The organism is Rhodococcus xishaensis, from assembly GCF_004011825.1.
GTDB lineage: Bacteria > Actinomycetota > Actinomycetes > Mycobacteriales > Mycobacteriaceae > Prescottella > Prescottella xishaensis.
This window is the reverse complement of record NZ_RKLO01000003.1, coordinates 85431-112391: the sequence shown is the minus strand read 5'-3', so window position 1 is coordinate 112391 and position 26961 is coordinate 85431. Positions and strand designations below refer to the sequence as shown.

General features: G+C 65.7%; 21 protein-coding genes. 18 read left to right on the top strand and 3 right to left on the bottom strand.

Annotation, left to right across the window (positions count from 1 at the left end; translation table 11 throughout):
• Positions 1 to 10 precede the first annotated feature (10 nt).
• From recC to EGT50_RS07920, 8 genes are all read left to right on the top strand, one after another.
• Positions 11 to 3298 (top strand): exodeoxyribonuclease V subunit gamma, encoded by a 3288-nt coding sequence (gene recC, locus EGT50_RS07955; RefSeq protein WP_127952625.1) that lies wholly within the window; start codon positions 11 to 13, stop codon positions 3296 to 3298.
• Positions 3295 to 6627, top strand: a complete 3333-nt coding sequence (locus tag EGT50_RS07950; protein ID WP_127952623.1) for a UvrD-helicase domain-containing protein — start codon at positions 3295 to 3297, stop codon at positions 6625 to 6627. Before recC ends, EGT50_RS07950 begins: the two co-directional genes overlap by 4 nt.
• Positions 6624 to 8477 carry an exodeoxyribonuclease V subunit alpha gene (gene recD / locus EGT50_RS07945; protein WP_127952620.1) on the top strand — a complete coding sequence of 618 codons (1854 nt, stop codon included), beginning with the start codon at positions 6624 to 6626 and terminating at the stop codon, positions 8475 to 8477. Before EGT50_RS07950 ends, recD begins: the two co-directional genes overlap by 4 nt.
• Before the next feature lie 167 nt (positions 8478 to 8644).
• A complete protein-coding gene (locus tag EGT50_RS07940; protein WP_127952617.1) occupies positions 8645 to 9694 on the top strand; it encodes a LacI family DNA-binding transcriptional regulator in 1050 nt (349 codons plus the stop codon).
• Positions 9695 to 9768: 74 nt separating this feature from the next.
• Positions 9769 to 11406 carry an acyl CoA:acetate/3-ketoacid CoA transferase gene (locus EGT50_RS07935; RefSeq protein ID WP_127952614.1) on the top strand — a complete coding sequence of 546 codons (1638 nt, stop codon included), beginning with the start codon at positions 9769 to 9771 and terminating at the stop codon, positions 11404 to 11406.
• A gap of 10 nt (positions 11407 to 11416) precedes the next feature.
• Positions 11417 to 12220, top strand: a complete 804-nt coding sequence (locus EGT50_RS07930; protein ID WP_127952611.1) for an enoyl-CoA hydratase/isomerase family protein — start codon at positions 11417 to 11419, stop codon at positions 12218 to 12220.
• A gap of 44 nt (positions 12221 to 12264) precedes the next feature.
• Positions 12265 to 13713, top strand: coding sequence for an MFS transporter (locus EGT50_RS07925; protein WP_127952608.1), 1449 nt, complete (start codon positions 12265 to 12267; stop codon positions 13711 to 13713).
• Between the two features lie 183 nt (positions 13714 to 13896).
• Positions 13897 to 14877, top strand: coding sequence for a LacI family DNA-binding transcriptional regulator (locus EGT50_RS07920; RefSeq protein ID WP_127952605.1), 981 nt, complete (start codon positions 13897 to 13899; stop codon positions 14875 to 14877).
• Positions 14878 to 14883: 6 nt separating this feature from the next.
• On the opposite strand, the gene EGT50_RS07915 is transcribed toward EGT50_RS07920, so the two are convergent.
• Positions 14884 to 15651, bottom strand: a complete 768-nt coding sequence (locus EGT50_RS07915) for a sugar phosphate isomerase/epimerase family protein (protein WP_235870645.1) — start codon at positions 15649 to 15651, stop codon at positions 14884 to 14886.
• A 37-nt stretch (positions 15652 to 15688) separates the two neighbouring features.
• Positions 15689 to 16846 (bottom strand): dihydrodipicolinate synthase family protein, encoded by a 1158-nt coding sequence (locus EGT50_RS07910; protein ID WP_127952599.1) that lies wholly within the window; start codon positions 16844 to 16846, stop codon positions 15689 to 15691.
• Positions 16847 to 17013: 167 nt separating this feature from the next.
• On the opposite strand from EGT50_RS07910, the gene EGT50_RS07905 reads away from it, so the two are divergent.
• The 6 genes from EGT50_RS07905 (at position 17014) to EGT50_RS07880 (ending at position 21847) form a co-directional block, all read left to right on the top strand.
• Positions 17014 to 17772, top strand: coding sequence for an SDR family NAD(P)-dependent oxidoreductase (locus EGT50_RS07905; protein ID WP_127952596.1), 759 nt, complete (start codon positions 17014 to 17016; stop codon positions 17770 to 17772).
• A 399-nt stretch (positions 17773 to 18171) separates the two neighbouring features.
• The gene (locus EGT50_RS07900; protein ID WP_127952593.1) at positions 18172 to 18639 is read left to right on the top strand and encodes an NfeD family protein; all 468 of its coding nucleotides are present in this window, start codon (positions 18172 to 18174) and stop codon (positions 18637 to 18639) included.
• A complete protein-coding gene (locus tag EGT50_RS07895; protein WP_127952590.1) occupies positions 18633 to 19517 on the top strand; it encodes a slipin family protein in 885 nt (294 codons plus the stop codon). The genes EGT50_RS07900 and EGT50_RS07895 overlap by 7 nt, the downstream gene beginning before the upstream one ends.
• Before the next feature lie 97 nt (positions 19518 to 19614).
• On the top strand, positions 19615 to 20106 hold the full coding sequence (locus EGT50_RS07890; protein ID WP_127953868.1) for a DUF3558 domain-containing protein: 492 nt from the start codon (positions 19615 to 19617) through the stop codon (positions 20104 to 20106).
• A gap of 20 nt (positions 20107 to 20126) precedes the next feature.
• The gene (locus tag EGT50_RS07885; RefSeq protein WP_235870644.1) at positions 20127 to 20492 is read left to right on the top strand and encodes a hypothetical protein; all 366 of its coding nucleotides are present in this window, start codon (positions 20127 to 20129) and stop codon (positions 20490 to 20492) included.
• A gap of 434 nt (positions 20493 to 20926) precedes the next feature.
• Entirely contained in the window at positions 20927 to 21847 is a 921-nt protein-coding gene (locus EGT50_RS07880; protein ID WP_235870643.1) for an HNH endonuclease, read from the top strand.
• Positions 21848 to 22040: 193 nt separating this feature from the next.
• Here the strand turns inward: EGT50_RS07880 and EGT50_RS07875 are convergent, their stop codons facing one another.
• Complete coding sequence (locus tag EGT50_RS07875) at positions 22041 to 24131, bottom strand: UvrD-helicase domain-containing protein (protein WP_127952587.1); 2091 nt, start codon at positions 24129 to 24131, stop codon at positions 22041 to 22043.
• Positions 24132 to 24380: 249 nt separating this feature from the next.
• Here EGT50_RS07875 and EGT50_RS07870 point away from each other — a divergent pair, with 249 nt between their 5' ends.
• From EGT50_RS07870 to EGT50_RS07855, 4 genes are read left to right on the top strand one after another with little or no spacing between them, the layout of a single operon-like run.
• Positions 24381 to 24671, top strand: coding sequence for an SAV_915 family protein (locus EGT50_RS07870; RefSeq protein WP_235870642.1), 291 nt, complete (start codon positions 24381 to 24383; stop codon positions 24669 to 24671).
• Positions 24668 to 24949: a hypothetical protein gene (locus EGT50_RS07865; protein ID WP_127952584.1), complete on the top strand. Its 282-nt coding sequence runs from the start codon at positions 24668 to 24670 to the stop codon at positions 24947 to 24949. Before EGT50_RS07870 ends, EGT50_RS07865 begins: the two co-directional genes overlap by 4 nt.
• Before the next feature lie 2 nt (positions 24950 to 24951).
• Complete coding sequence (locus EGT50_RS07860; protein WP_127952581.1) at positions 24952 to 26118, top strand: WXG100 family type VII secretion target; 1167 nt, start codon at positions 24952 to 24954, stop codon at positions 26116 to 26118.
• Positions 26105 to 26935, top strand: a complete 831-nt coding sequence (locus EGT50_RS07855) for a hypothetical protein (protein ID WP_127952578.1) — start codon at positions 26105 to 26107, stop codon at positions 26933 to 26935. Before EGT50_RS07860 ends, EGT50_RS07855 begins: the two co-directional genes overlap by 14 nt.
• Positions 26936 to 26961: the final 26 nt, after the last annotated feature.

The window sequence follows — 26961 nt, the reverse complement described above, 5'->3', positions numbered from 1 at the left end:
GGGCACGGACTTGCTGACTCTGCACCGAGCCGAGAGTGCCGGCACGCTGGCGTCCGCGCTCGCTGATGTGCTGGTCAAACCGCTCTCAGACCCGTTGCAACGCGAGGTGGTCGCCGTTCCCGCCAAGGGGGTCGAGCGATGGCTGACGCAGCGTCTGTCGCACGTGCTGGGTGCGGGGGATGGCGGCCATGGTGACGGCGTTGCGGCCAACATCGACTTCCCCTCGCCGACGCGACTAGTCGACCAGGCGCTTGCGTCCGCCACTGGATACGACGTCGACGAGGACCCCTGGCATCCGTCGCGGGTGCTGTGGACGCTGCTGCGAGTCGTCGATGACTGTGTGGAAGAGCCGTGGTGCGGCGTGCTGGCCCGCCACCTCGGGCGCGGCGCCGACGACCACCGCGCGGGTCGTCGGTATGGCACCGCCGCGCACCTGGCCGAACTCTTCCGGTCCTACGCCTCGCAGCGGCCGGCCATGCTCGTCGACTGGGTCGACGGGCGCGACACCGACGGCGCCGAACCACTCGACTCGGATCTGCGGTGGCAGGCCGAGCTGTGGCGCCGCCTGCGGGAACGGATCGGCAGTCCGAGCCCCGCCGAACGGCTCGAGGGCGCCTGTGCGGGTCTCCGCGACGAGCCCGGCCTCCTCGACCTGCCGGAGCGGCTGTCTCTGTTCGGCCCCACCCGGCTGGGGACCGACCAGATTCAGGTGCTGTCTGCGATCGGCGTCAATCGTGATGTGCACCTGTGGATTCCGCATCCGAGTATCGAGATGTGGGGTGCCATGGCCGACACAGCCCCGCCTCGGCGGCGAGCCGAGGATCTTCGCGCACTCGATGTCGCCCATCCGTTGCTTGCCAGCCTCGCCCGAGACGTTCGCGAACTGCAATCACGACTGCGGGCTGTCGAGATGGTAGACGTGCACCATCCATGCAAGTCGCGGCCGACGTCACTGCTGGGTCGTCTTCAGTCCGATATTGCGGCCGACCGCGCGCCGGCCGCCTGCCGGGCGGACGGCACTGTCGAGATCCACGCCTGTCACGGCCCGGCCCGTCAGGTCGAGACCCTGCGCGAGCTGCTGCTGCACCTGTTCCAGGACGACCCGACCCTCGAGCCGCGCGACGTGGTCATAATGTGCCCCGACGTCGAGACGTACGCGCCGCTGGTGCGGGCCGCGTTCGGGCAGGGCCTGCAGGGGGAAGGCAGCCACCCCGGACACCAGCTACGGGTGCGATTGGCGGATCGCGCTCTGCACCAGACCAATCCGGTTCTCGGCGTCGTGGCCACACTGCTGGATCTCGCCGACTCGCGCGTCACGATCAGCGAGGTGCTCGATCTGGCGGCGACCGGCCCGGTGCGCCGCTGCTTCGGGTTCGACGACGATGCCCTTGAACGCGTGCGGGAGTGGACCACGGCGGCGGGAGCGCGCTGGGGCATCGGACCTCGCGAGCGGCGCGCCTTCGGACTCGACGGCTTCGAGCAAAACACCCTCAAGGCGGCACTCGACCGGATCCTGCTCGGCGCTGCCGCCGATGATGCGAACGGCGAATGGCTCTCCCTCGCACTGCCACTCGACGACGTAGAGAGCAACGACATCGAACTCACCGGACGTCTCGCCGAGTACGTCGACCGTCTCGACGTCTCCCTGCGCGGACTCACCGGACGGCAGACTGCCGAGGAATGGTCGGCCGCGTTGTCCCGCGCGTTGGACCTGCTAGTGGACGTGGCCGACGCCGACGCGTGGCAACTAGCGCAGGCGCGCCGCGAGCTGGCCGCCGCCGTCGAGCACGGCGGAGACGCTCAGTTGCGTCTCGCCGACGTGCGCGCGATGCTCCGGTCCCGGCTCGCCGGCCGACCCACTCGCGCCAACTTCCGCACCGGCGAACTCACCGTGTGCACGATGGTTCCGATGCGCTCGGTCCCGCACCGTGTGGTCGCGCTTCTCGGGCTCGATGACGACGTCTTCCCCCGTGGCACCAACATCGACGGCGATGACGTTCTCGCCCGCGATCCGTCTCTCGGGGAACGTGATCCGCGCAGCGAGGACCGGCAGCTGCTGCTCGACGCCATCATGTCCGCCACCGAACGGCTGCTGCTGTTCTACACCGGCGCCGACCCGACCAACGGCACTGTGCGGCCACCTGCGGTACCCCTCAGCGAGGTGCGTGACGTTCTCGAGGCGATGGCAGGACCGCGTGGAGTCGTAACCCGACATCCGTTGCAGCCCTTTGATTCCCGCAACTTCGATCCGGACGGTCCACTCAGCTTCGACAGAGCGGCATTGGCGGGTGCACAGTCGGCCCAGCGGCCGACGGCCGGTGAGTCGCCGTTCTTGCCGGAACCGTTGCCCGCTGTCGAACTTGGCGATGGCGTCGTCGACCTCGCCGAGCTCATCTCCTTCCTCGAACATCCCATCCAGGGGTTCCTGCGGCAACGCCTCGGGTTCCGGGTGTCGGAGCTGGACGAGGAAGCCGCCGACGCGCTCGACCTCGAACTCGATCCTCTCGCGCGGTGGGGGATCGGTGACCGCATGCTCACAGCCCGGCTCTTGGGCACCGATCAGGCCGCGTTCCGCGCGGCAGAGTGGCGCCGGGGCACCCTACCGCCCGCGAAACTTGGTGAGACAGCGCTCGCCGAGATCGAGTGGGCCGTCGACTCGCTGGCGCGTGCCGCCGCACCGGTGCATGCAGGACGCCCCGAGACAGTCGACATCGACGTCGACCTCGGTGGTGGTCGTCGCCTGGCCGGCACGGTCGACGGGGTGCACGACGGCTCCCCGGGACACGCTGTAGTCGCACGCACTACCTTCTCGCGGCTCGCCGCCAAGCATCGGATCGCGGCCTGGGTGCGTCTGCTCGCCATCGCCGCCACCGGACGATTCGACGGCCCCACCGCTGTCACCACTGGCCGAGGCCGGGGCCGGTCGCCTGTCGCGCGGTCGACGCTCGCCGCACCCGAGGATCCGGCCGAGATCCTGCGGCGGCTCGTCGACCTCCGTGAGCGCGGCTTACAGCGTCCGCTTCCGGTTGCGCCGACGGCCTCGGCCGCCTACGCGGACATGCGGTTCCGCGGTCGCTCCGTCGAACTCGCGCTGGTCGCCGCCGAGAAGGAGTGGGACGGCGACTTCGGAGATGGCAAGGACCGGCACATCGAGTACGTGCACGGTGCCGGCGCGAGCCTGTCGGTGCTCACCGCCGAGCAGGCCCAGCCCGGAGCTCACGAGCCGAGCGCGTTCGGCTTCGAGGCCGACATTCTGTGGGGTCCCCTCCTCGCTGCTGAGACCTTGGGAGAACCGTGACCACAGAAACCGTTCCGACGCTGAGTGAGAACGGCTTCGGCCTGTTTGCTCCACTCCCGACGGGCACCACGGTCCTCGAGGCCAGCGCCGGTACCGGCAAGACCTACGCGATCGTCGGCCTCGCGGCCCGGTTCGTGGCGGAGGAGGACATCGACCTATCACAGCTGCTGCTCGTGACGTTCAGCCGGGCCGCGACGAAGGAACTACGCGAGCGCACCCGCGAGCGGTTCACAACGGCTGCCGCGGGTTTGGCGGACCCGACAGCGGCGCGCACCAGTGACGACCCGCTGGTCGCGCACCTGGCGAACGCGGACGCCGAAGAGGTGGCGCGCCGGCGCCGGCGGCTCATGCAGGCGCTGTCGGATTTCGACGCCGGCACCATCGTCACCACCCACAGCTTCTGTCAGCGCATGCTCGACGGACTCGGCATCGCCGGGGAACGCGACCCCGATGCGGTCCTTGTGGAGGAGGCCGAAGATCTCGTCGAGGACGTGATCGCCGACCTGTACGTCCGGCACTTCGGGCGGGCCGACACCCGTGCCCTCCGCCCCACTGAGGCCCGGGCCGCGGCCCGCGCCGCGATCTTCGATCCCCAAGCCGCGCTCGCACCCGAGGACGCCGACGGGGGTCGCGCCGGTGATGCGGTCGCGTTCGCAAGTGCCGTTCGCGAGGAGACCCAACGCCGCAAACGGTTGGCCGGCATCCGCGACTTCGACGACCTACCCGCCCTGCTGCACGGCGTGCTCACCGATGCTGAGCACGGCGAAGCCGCCTGTCGCCGCGTCCGCGAGCGCTACCGTGTGGTGCTCGTCGATGAGTTCCAGGACACCGATCCACAGCAGTGGGGCATCCTGCGCGCGGCATTCCACGGTCACTCGACGCTCGTGCTGGTCGGCGACCCCAAACAGGCCATCTACGCGTTCCGCGGCGCCGAGGTGCTCAGCTACCTCGACGCGGTCCACGCCGCCGACCACCGTCAGGAACTAGCGTGCAACTGGCGCAGTGACGCAGATCTGGTTGCGGCACTGCACTATCTGCACGGGGGCGCCACACTCGGGCACCGCGACATCGTCGTGCACGCCGTCGATGCCGCCAACTCGGGTTCGCGGCTGCATGGCGCGCCGCCGCTGCGGGTGCGGCATCTGCCCCGTGCGGGAGCGGGACGGCTGAACAACTCCGGTTTCCCTGCCGTCGGTCGGCTGCGGGAACGGGTCGCCGACGACGTCGCCGCCGACATCGTCAGGTTGCTCGACGGTGGCGCACTGCTCGAGTTGGACGGCGCTCGTCGCCCCGTGGAACCCGGGGACATCGCGATCCTCGCCGGTACCAACGCGCAGATCGCCCTGGTCCAGCAGTCCCTCGACGGTGCCGGTGTGCCGTCGGTGCTGGCCGGAGGGAGCAGCGTGTTCGAGACTCCCGCCGCGCACCACTGGCTGCGGGTGCTGCAGGCGCTCGAACAGCCACACCGGCCCGACCGGGTACGGCTCGCCGCTCTCACCCCCCTGTTCGGGTGGACGGCGGAGCGGATCGACTCTGCCAGAGACGATCTGGTCGCGACGGTGGGCGGACGGCTGAGGGACCTTTCGGCGCTGTTCGCGCAGTCCGGGTTCGCGGCCCTGTTCGAACAACTCGCCACGCAAACCGAACTCGAGAAGCGCCTGCTCGCTGCCGCCTCTGGTGAGCGGATCCTCACCGACCTGCGGCACATCGCGCAGCTGCTCGGGGCCGTCGCGGTGGACGAATCCCTCGGCCTGGCCGCGCTCACCGGCTGGCTCAGCGACCGCATCGAGGACCCCAAGTCCGGTGGGGGCGACCGCAGCCGCCGCCTGGACAGTGACGCCGCTGCCGTCCAGCTGGCCACCGTGCACGCCAGCAAGGGCCTCGAGTACCCCATCGTCTATGTGCCGTTCGCATGGAGCACGGGCCGCTACTCCGACAAGAACCGGCTGCTGCTGCACGACGAGAGCGGCCGGAGGATCCTCGACATCGGCGGCGAGGGCAGCCCCGGCTACGGCGACCGGCGCCGTCGCCGCGACGCCGAGGCCGCGGGCGAGGACCTGCGGCTGCTGTATGTGGCCCTCACCCGGGCCCAGTGCCAACTGGTGTTGTGGTGGGCTCCCGCCTACGGGACCAGCGAGGGCCCGCTGCACCGGATCATGTTCGGCCGCAGCGCCGGCGAGGCCGAGGTGCCGCAGAAGGCGGGCGTGCCGGAGGATCCCGATGTCGCGCGGCATCTGTCGCAATGGGCCGCCGCAGCGCCGATCCCGGTCACGGCCGAGGCCGTCGGCGCCGAGCCCGCTCCACAGCTGTCGTGGACGCCGCCGCAGCACGGGTCAGGAGAGCTGGCCGCGGCAGTGTTCGACCGTGCGCTCGACGACGGATGGCGGCGCACGTCGTACACGGCGCTCACCGCTTCGGCGCACGAGCATCCCGGCGCCGTCAGCGAGGCGGAGGATCCGGGGAAGGACGATGAACCGGAGGAGCCCGCATTGGTCTCGCCGGTGGCCGCCGGCGGGATTCCCTCGACGATGAACGACATGCCCTACGGTGCGATGTTCGGCACCCTCGTCCACGAGATCCTCGAGCACGTCGACACGGCCGCCGACGACCTGGAGACCGAGCTGCTGCGGCACTGCCGCGAGTCGGTCGAGGCGCGGATGGCGCAGGTGGATCCGCAGGCGCTGGCGGAGGCGTTGCTGCCGGTGCTGCGCACCCCGCTCGCCGGCGGTGGCACCCTCGCGGGCGTGATGCCGCGAGACCGGTTGCCGGAATTGGATTTCGAGTTCCCGCTCGCCGGGGGCGAAGATCCGGCCGCGCTCGAGGTGACCCTGCACCGGATCGTCGAGTTGCTGCGCAGGCATCTGCCGCCCGATGACGTCCTAGCGCCGTACGCGGACAAGCTCGAGGCCCTGGATCCGGCGCCGCTGCGGGGCTATCTCACCGGCAGCATCGACGCGGTACTGCGCGTTTCCGGGCCGGAGGGTCCCCAGTTCGTGGTCGTCGACTACAAGACCAACCGGCTCGCGCCCGGCGAACTGTCCACCGCCGACTTCACCCGTGACGCGATGGCGAAGGAGATGATGCGCTCGCACTACCCGCTGCAGGCGATGCTGTACGCCGTTGCACTGCATCGCTACTTGCGATGGCGGCTGCCCGGGTACCACCCGGCGACGCACCTCGGCGGGGTGCAGTACCTGTTCGTGCGCGGCATGGTCGGCCCCGAGACACCCGACGGTGCGGGCGTGTTCGACTGGGATCCGCCTGCGCAGTTGGTGGTGGAGCTGTCGGATCTGCTGGCGGCGTCCGGCGAGCTCGAGGGGGACGAGTGATCGAGGCACGCGTTGCGCAGCGTGGCAAGGGCGTGCTGCGTGAGTTCAACGAGGCCGGGGTACTCGAGGCCGCAGACGTGCACGTCGCGCTGCGGCTCGCGACGCTCGGCGGGGAGACCCGCGAGCCGGTGCACCTGGCGACCGCGCTTGCGGTGCGGGCCGTGCGGTTGGGCTCGGTGTGCCTGGACCTGAACCGGATTCGTGAGGTACATGTCGACGAGAGGCCCGACCGCCCTGCAGTAGATCCGGCGACGCTGCCGTGGCCCGACGAGGCCGCCGTCGCCGAGGCGCTGCGGTCGAGCCCGCTGGTGGTCGGCGGCGACCGGGGGCCGTTGCGGCCCCTGCGGCTGGTGGACAACCAGCTGTATCTGGACCGGTACTACCGGCAGGAGCAGACGGTGCGGCGGATCCTCGACGCACGCGCGAACGCGCACCCCGCGGTCGATGAGGATTTGCTGCGCGCCGGGCTGGACGAGCTGTTCCGTGACCACCAGGACCCCTCCCAGCCGTCGGCAGCCCCGGACCGTCAGCGCATCGCGGCGGCCGTTGCGGCCACCCACTGGACGTCGGTGATCGCAGGTGGCCCAGGCACCGGCAAGACTCACACCATCGCGCGGGTGCTCGCGTTGCTCGAGCGTCATCATCCGGGACTGCGGATCGGCTTGGCCGCACCCACCGGCAAGGCGGCCGCCCGGCTCGAGGAATCGGTGAACGAGCAGGTCGGCGCTGTAGGACTGCAGTCCCAGCTGTCGGCCATGACGTTGCACCGGATGCTCGGCTGGCAGCGGGGGACCAGCCGGTTCCGCTACAACGAGACCAATCACCTGCCCTACGACGTGATCGTGGTGGACGAGACGTCGATGGTGTCGCTGACGATGATGTGCCGGCTGCTCGAGGCGGTCCGGCCCGAGGCGCGACTGATCCTCGTCGGCGACCCCGACCAGTTGGCGTCGGTGGACGCCGGGGCGGTTTTGGCTGATCTCGTCGCCCGCCCGGCGGCCGGTGCCGAGAACCCGGTGCTGGCGAACGTGGTGGGTGCGGACCTGTCGGCGACGGACGATCCCGCCGAGGCGGCGTTGAGCGCTGCCGAGCGGGACCGGTTGCGAAAGGGCATGATTCGCCTCAGCCGCGGTCGGCGTTTCGGTGGACAGATCGCCCAGTTGGCGACGGCGGTGCGCGACTGCGATCCGGACCGGGTGCTCGACATCCTCCGCAGCGAAGCGCCGGATGTGTCCTTCGTCGACATCGAGGACCTGGCCGGGGTGCGCGCCGACGTGGTGTCGACCTCGACGGAGGTAACGGCGGCCGCTCTTGCCGGTGACGCGGCGGGTGCGCTGCGAGCGTCGGAGAAACACCGCCTGCTGTGTGCGCACCGGGACGGCCCGTTCGGAGCGTCGTGGTGGGCACGCAACGCGATGGACTGGATCGGCGACGCCGTCGGCAGCCGCCTCGACCCCGACCACTGGTACGCCGGGCAGCCGCTGCTGGTGACGGCGAACGACCACGAGACCCGGATCTACAACGGCGACACCGGAGTTGTCGTTTCCGGTGGTGACGGCGAACTGATCGCCGCCTTCGCTCGGGGCAAGGAACCGTACCTGCTTCGTCTGGGCCACCTGGCCTCGGTGCAGACCGTGTACGCAATGACGATTCACCGCAGCCAGGGCAGCCAGTACGACCGGGTTTCGGTGATCCTGCCGGACGCCGGGTCGTCACTGCTCACCCGCGAGTTGCTGTACACCGCGATCACCCGGGCGCGCACGCACGTGCGGATCGTCGGAACGGAAGACGCCGTGCGGGAAGGTGTGGGGCGACAGGTCTCGCGAGCAAGTGGGCTGCGGCGCGGATAGTAGCCACTTGGATCGATCCAGCAAGAACCACCGGTCAGGTTCGCCGGACGGGCGTCCGTTGTCTCTAGTGCATATTCAACAGGCAATTTAGGGGTTGGATCGATCCAATATCTGCGCTATCGTGTGCATGTTGCTGCTCACATCGTCACCGGAAGCGGGCACACGTCATGAAGCGAGTCACCCTGAGTGATGTCAGCCGGCATGCCGGCGTGTCTCGCTCGACAGCCTCGCTCGTGCTCAACGGCAGTCCGAGTGTCGCCCGGGAAACCAGTCGGCGAGTCCGTGAATCGATGAAGGCGCTCGGCTACGTCTACAACCGCCATGCGGCGATGCTGCGCAATCCGAGGTCGATGACCCTGGGTCTGGTCGTCACCGAAGTGCAGAACCCCTACTTCGCTGAACTTGCGATGACGCTCGAAGACGTCGCCGACCGCAGCAATTACGCGGTGTTCGTCGGTTACAGTCGGGACGACCCAGCGCGGCAGCGTCGACTGCTCGACCGGTTCGTCGAGCGCAGCATCGACGGACTTATTCTCCTGCCGGCGGGCGATACCGAAGCCGTCGAGATCGACAACCTGCTCGCCACATCGGGAATTCCTCTGGTACTTCTGGCGCGCCACTTCAACCTCAGTCACGACTACGTCGGTGCCGACAACGTCGAAGCGGGCCGCCTTCTGGGCGAGCATCTTGGAGCGATGGGTGTTCATACGGTGGCCATGGTCGGCGGGCCACAGCACACATCGGCCCGCCGCGAACGTGAAGAAGGGTTCCGCGCCGCGATCGCCGGCGGGGAGATGTCCATGGTTCCTGCGGACGGCCTGTTCGGGGAAGCGACTCCCGCCGGCGGCGCCGAAGCCACACGGCGGCTACTCGATCGAGGAACGGTCCCGGACGCGATCGTGGCCTACAGCGACATCGTCGCGGTCGGAGTCTATGCGGAGTTGAGCCGTCGAGGGCTCGAGCCGGGCCGAGACATCGCGGTCGGCGGATTCGACGACATAGCGGGTTCCGCTCACCGGACGCCACCGCTGACAACAGTCGCAACGTTCCCGACGGCAATCGGGGAAAAGTGCGGGGAGCTCATTCTCGAGCGCATCCGCCAGTCGTTGGACAGCAATGGCCGTCCTGCCCACGACTCGAATCTGTACACCCACGACCTCGTCGCGCCCGCGTTGCGGGTCCGTGGCTCCACAGCCGCATGGCGGCCTCGTCGCTGACGTCTGTCCGTCCGGCTGATGCGACGAAAGTCGAACAGTGCCAATAGAGTAAGCGCTTACAGTTTGGAGTTGACGTGCATACCCCACGAGTTCTCACCCCGCGTCAGGCAGCCGACCTCGTGCATGACGGCGACGTCATCACCGTCAGCTCTTCATCAGGTTTGGGATGCCCCGATGCGGTACTCGCCGGTCTCGGGCAGCGGTACGAGGAATCGAACTCCCCCGCGGGTCTGACCAGCGTGCATCCAATCGCTGCGGGGGATATGTGGGGCATCAAGGGCATCGATCACCTCGCCCGACCGGGCCTGCTCGCACGTGTTGTTGCCGGCTCGTATCCGTCCGGCCCGTCGTCTGCAGAGCCGCCCAGAATCTGGCAGATGATCGAGAACAACGAGGTCGAGGCGTACAACCTCCCGTCCGGCATCCTGTACCAACTCCACCGCGCCGCAGCCGCCAAGCAGCCCGGCGTCCTGTCCAAGGTCGGGCTGGACACCTTCGTCGACCCACGGATCGGGGCTGGTCGGATGAACGCGATCACCCCCGATGCCATTGTTCGAGTTCACGAGCTCGATGGCCAGGAGTGGCTGTTCTACGAGACGCTGGTGCCGAACGTCGCGATCATCCGAGCCACCACCGCCGACACTCACGGCAACCTGACCTTCGAAGAGGAGGCGTCTCCGCTCGGAGCACTCGATCTCGCTTATGCCGCACACAACAACGACGGTGTGGTCGTCGCGCAGGTGAAGTACCTCGCCGAGGGCGGAAGCCTGGACCCGAGGTCAGTCCGCGTCCCCGGTGTCCTGGTCGACGCTCTCGTCCTCGCCCCGGAACAGCTGCAGACCACGCAGACGCAGTACGACCCAGCCCTTTCCGGTGAACTACGGCGACCGCTCAGCACCATCGAGCCCGTCCCGTTCACGCTGGAGAAGATCATGGCGCGCCGCGCTGCAGCCGAACTGCAGGCAGGCGAGATCGCGAATCTCGGCTTCGGTGTATCGGCGTTGGTGCCGCACGTCCTCGTCGAAGAGGGGCTGGCCGATGCCGTGACCTGGGTGATCGAGCAGGGCCCGGTGGGTGGTGTCCCATTGCTCGATTTCGTCTTCGGAGTCGCGCAGAATCCCGACGCGATCATGCAGAGCCCGGATCAGTTCACCCTGCTCCAAGGCGGCGGGTTCGAGCACTCGCTGCTCTCGTTCCTCGAGATCGACCAACACGGCAATGTCAACGTTCACAGCCTGCCCAAGCGTCGGCACGTCACTGCGGGAGTCGGCGGGTTCGTCGACATTACGTCCTCGGCACCGTCGATCGTGTTCGTCGGTTCCTTCACAGCCGGGCGCCGCGACATCGCGATCGAGGGCGGCCGCCTCGACATCCGTGCCGACGGTCCTCACACCAAGTTCGTGAAGGAGGTCGACTCTCCGACCTTCTCCGGCCAGCGCGCTCTCGCCAACGGTCAGAAGGTCCTCTACGTCACCGAACGCGCGGTTCTCGAGCTGCGGCCCGAAGGTTTGACAGTCACCGAGATCGCCCCCGGCGTCGACTTGCGGCGCGACGTTCTGAACAAGTCCGAGTTCGAGCTTCTCGTTGACCCGAACCTGAAAACGATGTCCGGCGAGCTGTTCTCGCCGCAGCTGCAGAACCTGCAGCTCCTGCCACTGCCCGAGCACCCGCGGGTGCAGGCACTGCACACACGAAGAACCCGCCAGGACTGAGGGCCCTCACATGAACACCTCTGAACCATCCAGTGATGCCGGGCAGATCACCGTCACTCATACTCGTGGCGGCCGTGTCGCGACCGTTCTGATCGATCGCCCCCGAAAACTCAACGCACTGACACTCGAACTGCTCGACGCTCTCTACTGCGAGCTGCGGACCATCGATCACTCTGATGCTCAGATCGTCCTGATCACCACAGCAGGCGAGAAGTCGTTCTGCGTCGGCGCGGACATCGCCCAGTTCTCGCGTTTCAGCCCCGCGCAAATGTGGAGGCGCTGGATCAGGGAGGGACACAGGGTCTTCAACTACCTTGCACAACTGCGGCAGCCCACGATCGCAGTCGTCGACGGCATCGCGGTCGGTGGCGGTTTCGAACTCGCGCTCGCCTGTGACCTGCGGATCGGTGCGAGTACCGCCCGTCTGGGCCTGCCGGAGACCGGCCTCGGCACAACCCCGGGCTGGGGAGGCACAGAACGCCTCACGCAGATTGTCGGGGCCGCCCGCGCCAAGGAGATCATATTTGCCCGCCGCCAGGTGCCTTCCGATACGGCGCTCGACTGGGGGCTACTCAACGCCGTTTCCGAGCGCAGCATGCTCGCCGACACAGTCACAGAGTTGATCGATCGGATTCTCGAGGGCGCCCCCACCGCAGTACAGGTCAGCAAACAACTCGTCGACGCTGCAGCCGCTGGCGCCCCCTCCACGGTCCTCGAGGCACTCGGCAGCGGATTCACTACAGGAACAGACGATTTCACTGCAGGAGTTGCCGCCTTCAGCAACAAGACCACACCGACATTCACCGGCTCCTGAACTGAGATCTGATCCCCCCGGATCCTCCATCGGATTGGCAGACCATGACTCTCGACTCTCCCCATCTGGGCGACGGCGTCAATGACACCCGGGCGACGGCCTCCGACCATCCCGAAGTAACGACCGCTGACCTTCGCAGGGCCGCATGGGGAGCCTCCGCAGGCAGCGCCCTCGAGTATTACGACTTCGCGCTCTACAGCCTCGCGTCGGCGTTGGTATTCGGCCCACTGTTCTTCCCCAGCGACAACCCGTCAACCGGATTGGTCCTCAGTTTCGCCACCTACTTCATAGGCTTCGCGGTCCGACCGTTGGGTGGCATCTTCTTCGGCCGGCTCGGTGACCGGCTGGGGCGCAAGTTCGTGCTGCTGGCCACCATCATTCTGATGGGTGTTGCCAGCACGGGAATCGGCCTCCTGCCCACGTACCACGGCAGCGAAGGCGACTGGTACTCCGGTGGAGTAGGCATGCTGGCGCCGCTCTTGTTGGTCGCACTGCGCATCTGCCAGGGTCTCGGCGCCGGCGCCGAGATGGCTGGAGCTTCGATCCTGATGACCGAATACGCCCCGAAGAACAGGCGTGGGTTCTTTGCCTCGCTGCCCTTCCTCGGAGTGCAGGTCGGAACCGTCGTTGCGGCCTTGGTCTACTTCCTCGTCTACTTCGGGGAGGGCCAGATCACCGACACCTGGCTCTGGCGGGTTCCCTTCCTGGCCAGCGTCATCATTCTTGCCGTGGCGATGTACCTGCGCATCAATCTGAAGGAGTCGCCCACCTTCAGGAAGCTCGAAGCCAAGGATCAGATCGACCATCGTCCCTTGCAGAACCTGCTCGAGCATTCACGCCCCTCGCTGCTGCGCGGAATCGGCTTGCGGGTCGCCGAGAACGGCTCCTCGTCGATGTATCAGGCACTTGCGGTTGCCTACGTCACCAGCGCCGCGGTCGGTGTCACAGGCCCCATCGGCGCACTCTCGTTGGTCTTCGCAGCCTCGCTGGGTGCCATCGTCGTTCCGATCGCAGGCCAACTCTCCGACCGGTTCGGACGAGTCAAGACATACCGCGCCTTCGCGTACTTCCAGTTGGTGTCAGCGTTCCCGATCTGGTGGGCGCTCTCGCAGGGCAGTGTCGTGCTGACAATTGTCGTGATCTCACTCGCCCTCGGAATCGGGACGTGGGGCATGTTCGGCGCCCAAAGCGCTTTCCTCAGTGAACTCTTCGGATCCCGGCAACGCTATCTCGGCGTGTCTGTGGCCAGAGAGGTGTCCGCTGTTCTGTCCGGCGGCCTTGCCCCACTGATCGGGGCCTGGATCATCGCAATGGTTGTCGCCGCGGACGGCGGCGCGAGTGTTCCGGGTGCCGGCCTTGGCGCATGGGTTTTCATCGCGGGCTACCTGTGCATCCTCACCTTGATCACGATCGGAACCACCTACGTCACACCGGATCCGATCGACAGAGACCTCAACGATCCGCGAGATGCGTTCACCGCGGCGAAGGTCTGACACGAAGGGGTGTCCGGAACGTTCCGTGATCATCTTCCAGGTGGTTGGTCCGCCAGAGCGGGAAGCAGGGGATACGCTGTAAGCGGTTGCAGTGTGATTTCAGGTTTCAGGCGGGGAGTCGACGGGAGGCGTAGGTTGAGCGAAGCGCGAACAACCTCCGGCACCCGCCGGCCAACGATTTCCATGGTTGCCAAGGCGGCCGGCGTGTCGACCGCAACTGTGTCGCGCGTGATGAGCGGGAATCCCGCCGTGACCCCAGAGTTGGCTGCACGGGTTCATGCAGCTGCCGAGGAGATGGCGTACCGGCCAAGCGGAGCCGCTCGAGGTCTGGCTCTGGGGTCCCTCCGCAACGTGGGGGTCATACTTCCCGACCTGGCGAACGCCTACTTCTTCGACGTGGTGAAGCAGATGCACCATGGCGCACGTGCCGATGGCTACAGGATGCTCGTTGCCGACTACTCGGGGACTGCGGATGACGAGTACGCGACCGCTGTCGACTTACTCGGTCAGGTCGACGGGTTGATTCTGCTGTCATCGCGGATTCCGGTCTCCGGTCTGAAGGATCTAGCGACGCAGTCGACTCCGGTCGTTCTGGTGAACAGGGTTGAGCTCGGGATCGATCTGCCCATGGTTGCGGTCGACAACTTCACGGCGATGATGGAACTGTGTGGGCATCTGGCGCAGTTGGGGCATCGTCGGGTTGTCTACATTGCAGGCTCGGACCTGTCGTGGCAGAACCGCGAGCGATGGCGAGCCGTTGAAATGTCCAAAGTGCTTGGCATCGAAGCATTCAAGGTTGAAGCGGATGGGACCATCGAGGGTGGCTTCAGTGCCACCGAAAGCGCGCTGGTCCACGAGCCGACCGCTATGATCTGCTTCAACGATCTGACAGCAGTCGGGGTGATCTCGAAGCTGCGCGAACTCGGGGTCCGGGTGCCCGAAGATGTCTCGGTGACGGGATTCGATGACGTCGAGATCGCACGCCACATCGCTCCACGCTTGACCACCGTGCAGAGTCCGAAAGCGCAGCTCGGCGAGCAAGCGTGGAGGCTGCTGCAGGAGGCGCTGCGGAACGAACCCGGCACTTCTGTGCCGGTGCTGCACGCGAAGGTCGTCATCCGGGATTCGACGGGCGCTGTCTCGACGGGCACTGTCCGAAACTGATCCCGTTCAAATCGAAAGCAGGCCCTTGACTGCGCCGCGGATCGCGTTGTCCGGAGTCTCGGACCACCACTTGCTGCTGAGCACCTCGACCTCCACTAGGCCGCGATAGCCTGCGTCATTGCAGGCAGTGACGAATCCCTGTAGGTCGATGCTTCCTTCCCCGGGCATGCCCCGGCTGCTCAATTCGCCCTCGATGGGGGTGATCCAATCGGCGAGTTGTACCGAAAACAGATGGCTCGCTGCACGTCTGATCTCTTCGTGCATCCGTACATCCCACCAGACATGGTAGGAATCGACGGCGATACCTACCCCGTCCGAGGCGATCTTCTCGACGAGGTCGTTCGCCTCGCCCAACGAGGTGATCGCTGAGCGGGTTGACGCCATCATCGGATGGAAGGGCTCGACGGCGAGGCGGACTCCGGCCTGTCGGGCGTAAGGCTCCAGCTCAACGATGCCGTCGTGGATCTGTTGCCGGGCGTCGGCCAGATCCGCGTCCGGGGGCCCGCACACAAGGTAGAGACAGTCCGCATCGAGGATATGCGCCTGGTCGACGGCGGCACGATTGTCGTCGAACCGTCGGCGACGAGACTGCTCGTCGGGCTGAGGAAACATCCCCCCACGGCACACGCTGCTCACACGCAGACCCGAGTGCTGCAAACGGCGGCTCGCCGCGGCCAGATCCAGGTCTTCGAGGACGTCGCGCCACAGGCCGACGCCGCGGAATCCCCACTTCTCGGCAAGGCCGGCCAACTCGTTGAAGCCCGTTCCTTTCACCGTGGCGGAGTTGAGGCTGCACCTCGTGAGATCCATGTCAGTTGACGCCGTGCACCGCGAAGTACGCCGACGCGCGATCGGCAGTGAGGTCAGGGTCGGGGAACAGACCGATTGCATCGGCTGCGCGGACGAGATCCGCAAGGTGAAGCAGGCTTCGCCCGGTTTCGAAGCCGCCGATCATCCGAAAATGGTTCTGCTTGCCGGTGAGGTAGGCGAGCCACGCGACACCGACCTTGTAGTACTGGGTAGGCGAGGCGAAGATCAGACGACTCAGGGACTCGGTGGGTCCCAAGACGGTCTTGAACCCATGAAGGTCGTCGGCGTCGAGGCGTGCGAAGGCCGCGGATGCGAACGGCCCGATAGCGGCGAATGCGCCCAGGAGGGCATCGCTGCTGTGGGTTCCATCTCCGGCGATGAGGTCGACGTAGTTGTAGTCGTCACCCGTGAATACACGGACTCCGGCCGGCATGCGCAGCCGTAGCGCAATCTCCAGAGACTGATCGAGAAGTGACACTTTGATTCCGCGGACGTTGTCTCCATGAGCGGCAATGATCTCCACCACGGTGTCCATTGCTACAGAAGGATCTTCGGCACCCCAATACCCGTCGAGGGCTGGATCGAACACAGTACCGAGCCAGTGCAGAATCACCGGGCGTCGTGCAGCCGACAGGACCGCGTCATACACCGTTCGATAGTCGTCCGGTCCCTCCGCAGCTCGTGCGAGGTGCCGGCTGGCCATCATGACGACGTCACCCCCGCTGGATTCGATCGCGTCGATCTGCTCGATATACGCGTCGCGGATCTCTGCGAGAGACGGCCGCTCGGACTCGAGCTGATCTGTACCGACACCAACGACGACCCTGCCACCGACGGACTTGGCGTCGGCAACGGTGCGGACCGCGAGTTCCTTGGCGGCGCTCCAGTCCAGGCCCATGCCTCGCTGAGCGGTGTCCATGGACTCAGCCACGCCGAGTCCGAGTGACCACAGGTCCCGGCGCAACCGCAGCGTCGCCTCCCAGTCGATCTGATCCGAGGCGTTCTCAGCCGAGGCCCGCAACGGGTCAGCCACGACATGAGAAGCCGCGTAGACCGCGCGACTGGTCGGCGGGGTCGCCCGGACGTCGAGCTTCGCCGGCTCTCCGAGAACCAGGTGTGTGACCGTACGGTCCGCGGCCGGAAGGGATACGGATGACATATGACTTCCTGTAAGCTGACTGCCTGTAAGCGCTTTCTTGCTCCTGGTTCTTCAGCCTATACTGTGACGGTCAGTAGAGCTATGCCTCATTTCGGTGATCAATCTTCTTGAGAAAGCAGTTACAGAGCCGGTCGCGGCGTAGCTCGTCCGAGGCCGAAGGGAGTCCAGTGAGTGCAACAGCACAGACCTCGGTGTCCGGCCAGTTGGCGGAGAAGGTCGCTCTGGTTACGGGTGCGGCCGGCGGGATCGGGTCATCAATCGCTCGAACGCTAGCTGCACACGACGCGACCGTCATCGGAGTTGATGCTGATCGGAAAGTGACCGAGGTGATGAGCCGGCTCGGTGGCGTGGGCCTGGCTGGGGACCTGACCGATCCAGACCTGAGTGCCTCCGCGGTCGACTACGCGCTCGCGACCGCCGGCCGCCTGGACATCCTCGTCAATGCCGCAGGAATTCAATTGCGGACGGCAGCTGTCGATGTTGAAGACGATGGATGGCAGCGTTTGGTGGACGTAAATCTCTCAGCCGTGTACCGGCTGATCCGACAGGCGACGAAGTCGCTCATCGCAACACGGGGGAGCGTCGTCAACATCGCCTCGCTCTCGGCGGATCGAGCGGTACCAGGGATCGTTCCCTACGGTGCAACCAAGGCCGCGCTGACCCAACTGGGTAAGGGGCTTGCCGTTGAGCTCGGGCCGCAAGGGGTCCGAGTGAACACGATCGCGCCGGGCTACGTCGAAACGCCGATGACGGCTGAACTCCTCGGCCAGCCGGAGATCCGAGCCGAGAAGCTGAGCCGAATCCCGCTGCAGCGCTTTGCAGACGGTGACGACGTAGCCGACGCCGTACTCTTCCTTGTCTCGAACGCTGCCCGCTATGTGACCGGTGTCGTGCTGCCTGTCGATGGGGGCTACTCGATCACGTGAGCGCCGCGGCGCCCATCACGGTAGTCCGGCCAACCGGTGGCACTCGCCTCGGTCACGCGTCGCAGATTCCGGAATCGAACACTCCGAACCGTTCGCTGCAATCAACGTGTCGAACGAAGACCAAAGGGCTACAAATCGACCATTGAGGCTGTCGAGGCCAGTGTCGGGCAGGTCGTACACCTGGGCTTCCCTCGCTGGAGGTCGCTTGGCGAACTATGCCGCTGTTATATGACTCGCCGACGTGGCCGATGCAGTCGATGTCCGGCCGTGTGGCGTGGGCGCAGACAACTTGGAATAGGAGTGGTGGCATCGCGATGGCGCGGCCATTACCTTTGAGGTGAGGGCTCGATCGCGGGTGGCTACGCGAAGCGACCGGGCCCTCGCCGCAGGTGAGTGCAGATGACCGCATTGGGCGTATTGGCGCTGGCAGTGGGCGTGCTACTGATCGTGATCGAGGCGCACGCTCCGACGTACGGTGCGCTCGGTGTGTTGGGGACGGGCCTCGCCGGCACCGGGGTGTGGCTGCTGTTCACGTCGGGCGGACTGGGGGTCGAGGTCGCGCTTCCGGTGACGTTGGGTGTCGCCGCGGCCGGGCTGGGCGTGGTCGCAGTGACCGGCAGGAAAGTGCTGAGCGCGCACCGAGAGCCCGTGCATACCGGCCTGCAGTCGCTAGTCGGATCCGAGGCCACCGTCCGCCAGTGGGACGGTGACGAAGGCCAGGTCGAACTCGATGGCGAATTGTGGCGCGCTCAAATGGAATTCGGCTACACCGACATTCCGGGGGCGGGGGACTCCGTCGTCGTCGAGCACGTTCATGGACTCACCCTGAGCGTGCGCCGTCGTGAACCGTGGGAGTTGCCATGCTGACCACCATCGTTCTCGCGATCATCGTCGTCGCGCTGCTCGCGGTAGTCGTGGGATCGTCCGCGATCCGCGTGCTGCGCGAATACGAGCGGGGTGTGCTGTTCCGGCTCGGGCGGCTTGTCGACCTGAAGGGTCCCGGCCTAGTACTGATGATCCCGGCAATCGACCGCATGGTGCGGGTGAGCCTACGCACCGTGACGTTGAAAGTCCCGGTACAAGAGGTGATCACCCGGGACAACGTGCCGGTGAAGGTCACCGCCGTCGCATACTTCCGAGTCGTGGACGCGAATCGCGCAATCGTCAGCGTCGAGGACTATCACGCGGCGACGTCACAGATCGCGCAGACAACTCTGCGGTCGGTACTCGGCAAGGCCGAGCTGGATGCGCTGCTCGCCGAGCGCGAGCGCCTCAACGAGGACCTGCAGAAGGTGATCGACCAGCAGACCGAGCCGTGGGGCGTGAAGGTTTCCACCGTCGAGATCAAGGACGTGGAGATCCCGAGAGACATGCAGCGGGCCATCGCGCGGCAGGCCGAAGCCGAGCGGGAGCGTCGCGCCAAGATCATCAACGCGGAGGCCGAGTTCCAGGCGTCGGCGCGGCTCGCCGAGGCGGCGGACGTGATCAGCCGCAACCCCACGACGCTGCAGCTGCGATACCTGCAGACGCTGGGCGACCTGGGCGGGGAAAGCACGTCGACGGTGGTCTTCCCCGTACCGATCGACTTGATGCGCCCGTTCCTGACCGGTGGTGCGGAATCGGAGCCGGCCACGGCAACGGACGCGGAGTCAGATACGCCCGCACTAAAGGGGCGAAGTGATATGCAGGCGCTCATCGCCAGCTGGATGTCGGCGCAGGCCGAGGCTGAGCGCGCCGGCAAGTAGCGGCTGTCCGGAGGGGGAACCGGCGTCCGGTTCGGTGCGTCGAACTAGTGTGGGCGTCGTGAGGGGGAGACTTCAGGTGCGAGCTGCGCTGGGTGCGATGTGTTCGGCGGTGCTGTTAGTAGGGTGCGGCGGCGCAGCGTCGGGGGAGTCCGCTCCCGCGGGTCCGGCGGGGGATCCGGCGTTCAGCCCGTGTGACGATATTCCGGATGAGGCGATTCTTGCGGTCGGGATGGATCCGGCGACCGAAGAGCGCGACATCATGGGCGTGCATCAGCCGGGATGGAACATCTGCGGGTGGAACAATTCGACGCACTTCTTGTCTATCTTCTCGTCAACCAAGACGATGGACGAGGTACGACGAAATGAGGACTTCGAAGACTTCGCTCCGGTCGATCTCGCAGGAAGGGAAGCCGTCTCATTTCGTGACGTGGCGGACCGGGAACGGACGCGGTGCGATGTGGCTATGACATCGGGCGGGTTCGCCGTGATGGTGTCCATCTCCGAGTCAGGTCCTGAACCTGCTAGTGAGGAGCCCTGTGTTGCTGCCCTACGCGTCGCCAGAACCCTCGCCGAATACATCCCTGTGTGACGGGTGAGGGGAGCCTTCTGGTGGAAGGGCAAGGATGGGGCGCTCTAGGCGGGGCGGTCGATGCAGGAGATCTCTACCTCGAACCTGGCGTGGCTCGGCGTTGTGCGCAGCGATGCGCTGATCTTGCTGCAGAACTGCGGGCACTAAGAGAACGCGCATATCGGCTGCGCCGAGTAGATGGTTTCGGAACACAGCCGAGTGGGCTGGCACTCAAGGCGAAGTTCGAGGGCAAAGCGGATGGTGGTGAGTACTCGCTCGTCCAAGCCCTATCCGATCACATCGACGAGGTGGAGCGAATGCAAGCCCTGTTGGAGAAGATCGACGCCCGCTACTCCGCCACGGAAGGCGGCACTTCATCGAAATTCGGGGCCATCGAGCAAGGATGATCGCACCCGCCGGAGTAGGAGTCACGTCGGCGTCGCAGGCCACCGAAATTGACGGTGATGTTGTCGAGTTCGTGAATCTCGTCGACCAGTTGATCAGGTGCTGCTGGGCTAGCAGGTCCGCGTCGACGAGTGACGACAGCAGCGGATGACCATCCTCGATCGGGAGCCACAGCCGAAGCCACTCGGTCGGTCATCATTCCACTGTCTGGCGCTGGTCCAAGAGATGGGGGCGAGCGCTAGTTGGTAGGCCGTGCGCGGTCGACGGTAACGCGAACCGCATCGGAAGATCCTCCAAGGTGCTCGATCTGGCCTCGACGGGAAGGGATGGATCGACTCGAGATTGTGGGACGCGCCGACGTTGGCGGCCTGCTGGAAGGGCTGTCGTCGCAGTTGTATAGCCTTCGATTCGCTTGTACGAGATGAGAGGACAGTGCGTGGCTGTGGTGATGGGAGCGAGCGATGACGCTCGACTGAGGCGCGAAGCGATGCGGTTTCTCACCATCCGCACCAACGATGGACTCGATTCGATCACTCGCAAAGAACTGCTCGATTTCACCTTCGACGGCAACATGTTCCGCCTGGTCGACCCAACGCGCGGGATCCGCAAGCCCGAAGAGCTGAGCTCCGCGCTGTCGATCATGACTACTTATCGCGCCAAGGGCTCTAAGCGTCCGTACGAGGACGAGCTCGGTGGCGACGGATTCCTTAGGTACAAATGGTCCGGGACAAAGCCCGAGGCCACGGACAACAAGGGACTACGGGCGGCAATGGCCCAGCAGGTCCCGCTGATCTGGTTCTACGGGGTGGGCGCCAGCCGTTTTCATCCGATCTACCCGGTATACGTTGTCGACGAGGAACCCGACAAGCACCAGTTCGTCGTCGCGATCGACGCAGCACGCGATCTCCTCCGCCCAGATTCGCCGGTCGAAGAGACACTGCGGCGGTATCGCGTGGCTGAGACCAAACGACGCCTCCACCAGCCCGTCTTCCGCGCGACGGTGATGCGCGCATACGAGACCCGGTGCGCGGTCTGCGCGCTTGGACATGGTTCGCTCCTCGATGCTGCACACATCATTCCTGACGGGCACGAATCAGGAATCGCGTCGGTACGGAACGGTCTGGCACTGTGCAAGATTCACCACGCTGCTTACGACGTGAGGATCCTCGGGATCAGGCCGGACTATGTAGTCGAGATCCGTGAGGATCTCCTAGCCGAGATCGACGGCCCGATGCTCGAACATGGACTCAAGGAGCGGCATGGTGAGCGGCTGATGGTGGTGCCTCAGAAGTCATCGGAGCAACCTGATCAAGAGTTGTTGGAGATCAGCTATCGCGAGTTCCGATCCGCGGGATGAGCAGGCGTCGGCACACGTTTGATGAATCGCCGTTGCCGGGTGACTGTGTGACTTCGGTCCCAGGGCGTAATGGGCGGCCGAGGTGAGCTGTGAGTCTGTAGCAGCAGTGTCCCCGAACCGATCTCGTCAAGCGCTGCGGAGCCCTTGGGTACTCGAGCGCTTCGGGTCGAGCAGTGGTGTCGCCAGATGCCTCTTAGACGAGGGGGACAAGGAAGGGGCTCGGCTCCTCACTCCACGTGACGAGCAGGTCCTCACGGGCGCGAGTACACGCGACGAAGAGCACACAACGCTCGCGCTGCATGTCCCGATCGTGCGTCTGCACATCCTCCTCGACCGGCGTGATCGTCCCAGCAGCCGGAACCTGCTTGGCGCCGACACCCGCGACGGCCATGCATCGGAACTCCAGTCCCTTCATTGCATGCATCGAGCCGACCGACACCGAATCGGTGGCGCCCTTGGCCTTCTCTAACGAGCGGACCGGCACACCACGCTTGAACAGCTCGTCTTGCATCTTGGTGCCGAGCCGCTTCGCGCGGGTTGCGATCCCGATCTCGCCAGGTGCGATCCCGCTTTCGAGCCACGCTTGCACGGTGTCGGCGACGTAGCCGACCTCGTCGCTCTGCGTTCCGAATCCCTTTGTGGTCGGCGGCATTCCGTGTACATCGGAGCGATAGCCGGCGATCGAGTCGAGCTGGCCGTCCATGTCGTCGATGCGTTCGCCGCGCAGCAGTTGGAGACTCCAGCCGAGGATCTCGGCGGTGGTGCGGTAGTTCAGGTTCAACCGGCTGGACCGGCCGGTGACCTTGATCCCGACCTCACGAAGACTGACATGGCTGCGGTAGATGCGCTGGTGGGTGTCGCCGGCGATGAACATGTCGTCGGGGCCGTCGGGTACGGCGGCGCGGAGAAGCCGCCACTGTTCGGGGCTGAGATCCTGCGCCTCGTCCACGACGATGTGCCCGTATGGTTTGTCGGTTCGCTCCTCTAGCAGCCGAGTGGCTTCCCGGCACACCGTCTCGTTCGTCCAGTGGTCTCGCTCACGCAGCGCGTTCTCGAACTCCCACAGCGCTCGCCACACTTGCGCCTTCTGGTTGGCGCCGAGCCGGCGGCCACGTCCGGTGCGTTTCGCCGACAGGTATTCGGCGGCGCTCGACACGCGTTGGGCAAGTGCCACGTGGCGCCACTCCGCTGCCAGGAAGGCCTTGGTGAAGGGTAGTTCGAGCCGCTCGATGATCGAGGACCACAGCTGCGTCTCGTCAGCGGCACTGAGCAGCTTTGGAACACCATGCCGGTCCCGGAAGACTTGATGTGTCAGCTTGTCGAGGTGCTGAACATCGATCCGGTCGAGCACCTCAGGGGATGTCGCGAGCAGTTTGATGCCGGCGTGTAGCGAGTCCGTGAGGGTGGAAGTGAAGGTCGTCACCAGCACCGGGTCCGTCGTCTGCTGCGCCAAGCGGTGGGCGCGGTGCAGCGCGACGACGGTCTTACCGGTACCCGGCCCTCCGGTGACTCGGGCAGGACCGCGGAAGGTTGCGTCGACCACCGCTTGCTGCGTTGGGTGCAGGTAGATCCGCCACAGCGCAAAGGGGTGCGCGAAGATGGCCATCAGGTCGTCGGGGCCGTCGACCAGGACGATCCGATCGGTGCTGCGCGCAACCGCGGCGTCGAGATCGTCTGTGTCGTAGGGCTCGTCGACAATGTCGGCGCCCAGCTCGGACCACACCTGTTCCGGAGACAGACCGGACGCCAGTCCCGCCAGGGCGTCCCACTGCGTCTCCGGCAGGACAGGCTTCAACGCATCCAGTTGGACGGTGTCGGTCAGAGTGCGGGCGATCGGTAGGGTCGACTCGTCGATGCCCAGACGGGTGAGGTCGGCGTCGTTGACGTGGGCGAACAGGCGGTCCGGGGTAGCTTCCGCAGCCTTTACGAGCTCGGGCAAGGTTTCGTAGATGGTGGTGACATCCCGAACCTCGATGGCGCCGGTCGCGCGGTTGACGGTCAGGTGCCGGCGGCGGGCCCACATGTAGGCGTCGTCGTGGGGCAGGACGGTCAGGAGAGTGTAGGCGTCGCCGGTCTCCGGGGCGAGCACGATTCCGCGATAGAACTGGTTGATGCGGATCGAACGGTAGCGCGTGTTGAGTGCATCCGCGATCTTCTCCATGTGGATGCCGGTGTGCGTCGCAGCCTCGAACTTCGCCAGGGTCTCGGTGATCTTGTCCCGAAGGGGCTTGTCCAGCCCGCCGAACTGTTGGAGGCACTCCTTTGCTATGGCGAGCTTCGGCATCGGCAGTTCCCCCGGATCACATCGACTGTTCCGGATATCTCTACCACTTGATGCTGAGAGAGGGATCTGTGGCGGCTCCGTCGGGTCCCGTCGCAACGTTGGCAGCGTTTGGGCCCCACACCCACCGAGATTCGATGGGTTGCTTTGCGCTACCTCGGGATTCTGGTGGCGAAGCGCGTCTGGGGTAACCTCGGGCGGCTGAACGAGGGGGCATCGAGACCTTTCGGTGCTCAGAGGGGGTAGATCTTGGTGACAAGCCCGATTCCGGCGGAGTTTCCGCCCGTTGTATATCTGCCGTGTGCGAAGGATGTAGCAGATCCGGAGCATGCCGAGATCGAGTTGCGGCGCACACGGGACGGCCGTATGGCGCTGCTCGCATACTCGGCGCTCGACCGGCTCCATGCGTGCTGTGGAGCCCACCAACCATGGATCGTGGTCGGAACACCGGCACTCGATCTCGTCATGAAGTCACAGCCGTTCGATCTGCTGCTGCTTGATGTTGTCATTCCGGAAGCGGAGAGAAGAGGGCCCGTGCTGTGACTCTCTTCGTTGACAACGAAGCCCTCGATGGTATTGCCAGCGATTTGGCTGCGGTCGGGTCGAGGATCGATAGCGTCGCCGCGTCGGTTCCGGTAACTGTCGATGCGGGTGACGCCACACCTGTCGTCCTTGGGATTCTCGCGCGATTGACCGAAAATGCGGCGCAGTTGGTCGAGGCACTGATGGCTGCAAGTGCTGCGGTCGCACAGGCCAATGCCAGCTACCGCGAGCAAGACGTCGCATCCGCGGACGCGACGATCTCCACGTGGGCGGAGTAGCGATGTCGATCGACACACGCGTGGAAGGTAACCCGGACAGCATCCGAATCGCCGCATCGTGGCTGCGCGACACCCTCGCTCCCGCGCTATCCGAGGGTGTCGACGAGCTGTACCGGGCCCGAAACACAGCCCAAGCCGGGTGGGAGGGCGCAGCGGGAGACGGCTTTGCCTCCCGCGCCGGCTCTTCGGCCGCGAAGGCCGAAGATCTGGCCGAGGCAGTAACCAGGTACGCACAGGAATTTGAGGACAACGCGGCAGAACTGCAGCAGACACACGACCGGATGCGCGAGATCCGCGAAACCGCGTCGGCAGCGGGACTGCGCATCTCGGGGAATGTGATCGAAGAGCCCGGACCTGCACCGGCTGACCCCGGAGCGCCGCCGGCCGGAACGGCCGCGACTGCGGTCGCAATCGAGTCGTACAACCTGGCAGTCGTCGCGTTTGATCGATATGCGGAACTCGTGAGGGCCTACGAAGCCGCCGAGCGGGATGCAGATGCCGAGCGAGAGGACTGGGCCTTCGCGCTGCAGACGCTGACCAATGTCTGGTCGACCATCACGGGAAAATGGTTCTTCATCGCGGCCGATCTCGTGAACGGTGCAGCTGGCTACCTGGCTGGGCGTCATGTCGTAGCGCTCACGGAACAAGCGAAGTTCCTGTCCAATGAGGCCGACAAGTTTCTCGAGCTTGCGCGCACGGCCCCGGAGGGATCGCCCGCATCGGTGGTCTATCGAGATCTCGACCTGTCCCGTGCTTTGAAGGAAGGCGCTGAAGAGGCTGCTGCCTCGGCGCTGAAGTCTGAGGCGAGTTCGGGTCGGATCGGCCTCAGGGTGGGCGGAGCGCTGAGCGTTGCAAGTGTCGCGTACGACATCTACGACGGCAAGCCTGTCGAACAGGCAGTCGTTTCGGGTGCGGCAGGGTTCGGGGCATCACTCGCGGCCGGCGCGGCAGCCGGGGCGGTGGTCGGATCCGCTGTCCCGGGCCTCGGCACAGCAGTGGGAGCCGTTGTCGGACTGGGTGCTGGGTTGTTCGCTTCGGGAGCGATCGACTCGCTCTATCAGAACAGTGGTGACGTCAGCGATGCGATCGGCGCGGGGTTCGATGCCGTCGGCGATGCCGGTACGGCAGTCGGCGGACTGGCGAAGGATGCGTGGGATGCGGTTTTCTGATCAGCTCCAACTACCAGTGGAGTGGCCGGATAGCGGATTCTCCCTGCGGGAGAAGATGTCGACAGCATTGCTCTCGGCAATCGGTTGTGGTGGGGTGCTTGTCGGAATCGCCGGCGGGCTCGGCGGCCAGCCCGCCGCACTTCGATACGGTCTCGCCTACGGGTTCCTTGTCCTCCTCGTCGCCGTGTTCGGGGTACTACTCAAACGCTCGGGCGCCCATGAAACGGTTCGAAGCGCTCCCATCGGGTCGGGTCAACGATCCGCAACCGAGATCCGTCAGTCGAGACGTCTGTGGTCGGTGCTGGTTGCGTTGACGGCGTGCTGTACCGCAGTCACCGCGGGTCCGGCCATTGAGATCTACCTCAACGCACCGACTTCCGGCATCCCCGGGGCGTCAGTCGTCCTCGGTGTGCTCGGTTCCGTGTTCGCGTCCTTCCTTGTGCTCGTCGTGTCTGGATTGATTCGGCCCGGCTCTGTGGAGTTCACGCCCGACGGCATTCGGCACCGGGGTTGGAGCTTCGAGTCCTTCCTTCCGTGGGAGTCGGTCGCGGGGGTCAAGCCCGCCTACAACGGGCATCGGATGATCTTGTTGATCGGGTTCGCGAACGCCCAGTGGACAAGCCGATATACAACGCCGGTCTGGCGGATCGACAAGCTGCCGCCGGTACCGATGATCGAGCTCGACTGTCGCAAGTTCGCGATGCAGGATGTGCTTCTATTCCACTTCGTGAGCTTCTACGCGAGCAATCCCGCGATGCGGGTCGAGTTGGGCACGGATGCGGCACGAGCCCGATTCGAAGCTCGCGACTTCTCGTAAGGCCCGATCAGGACAGAACGTGGTCT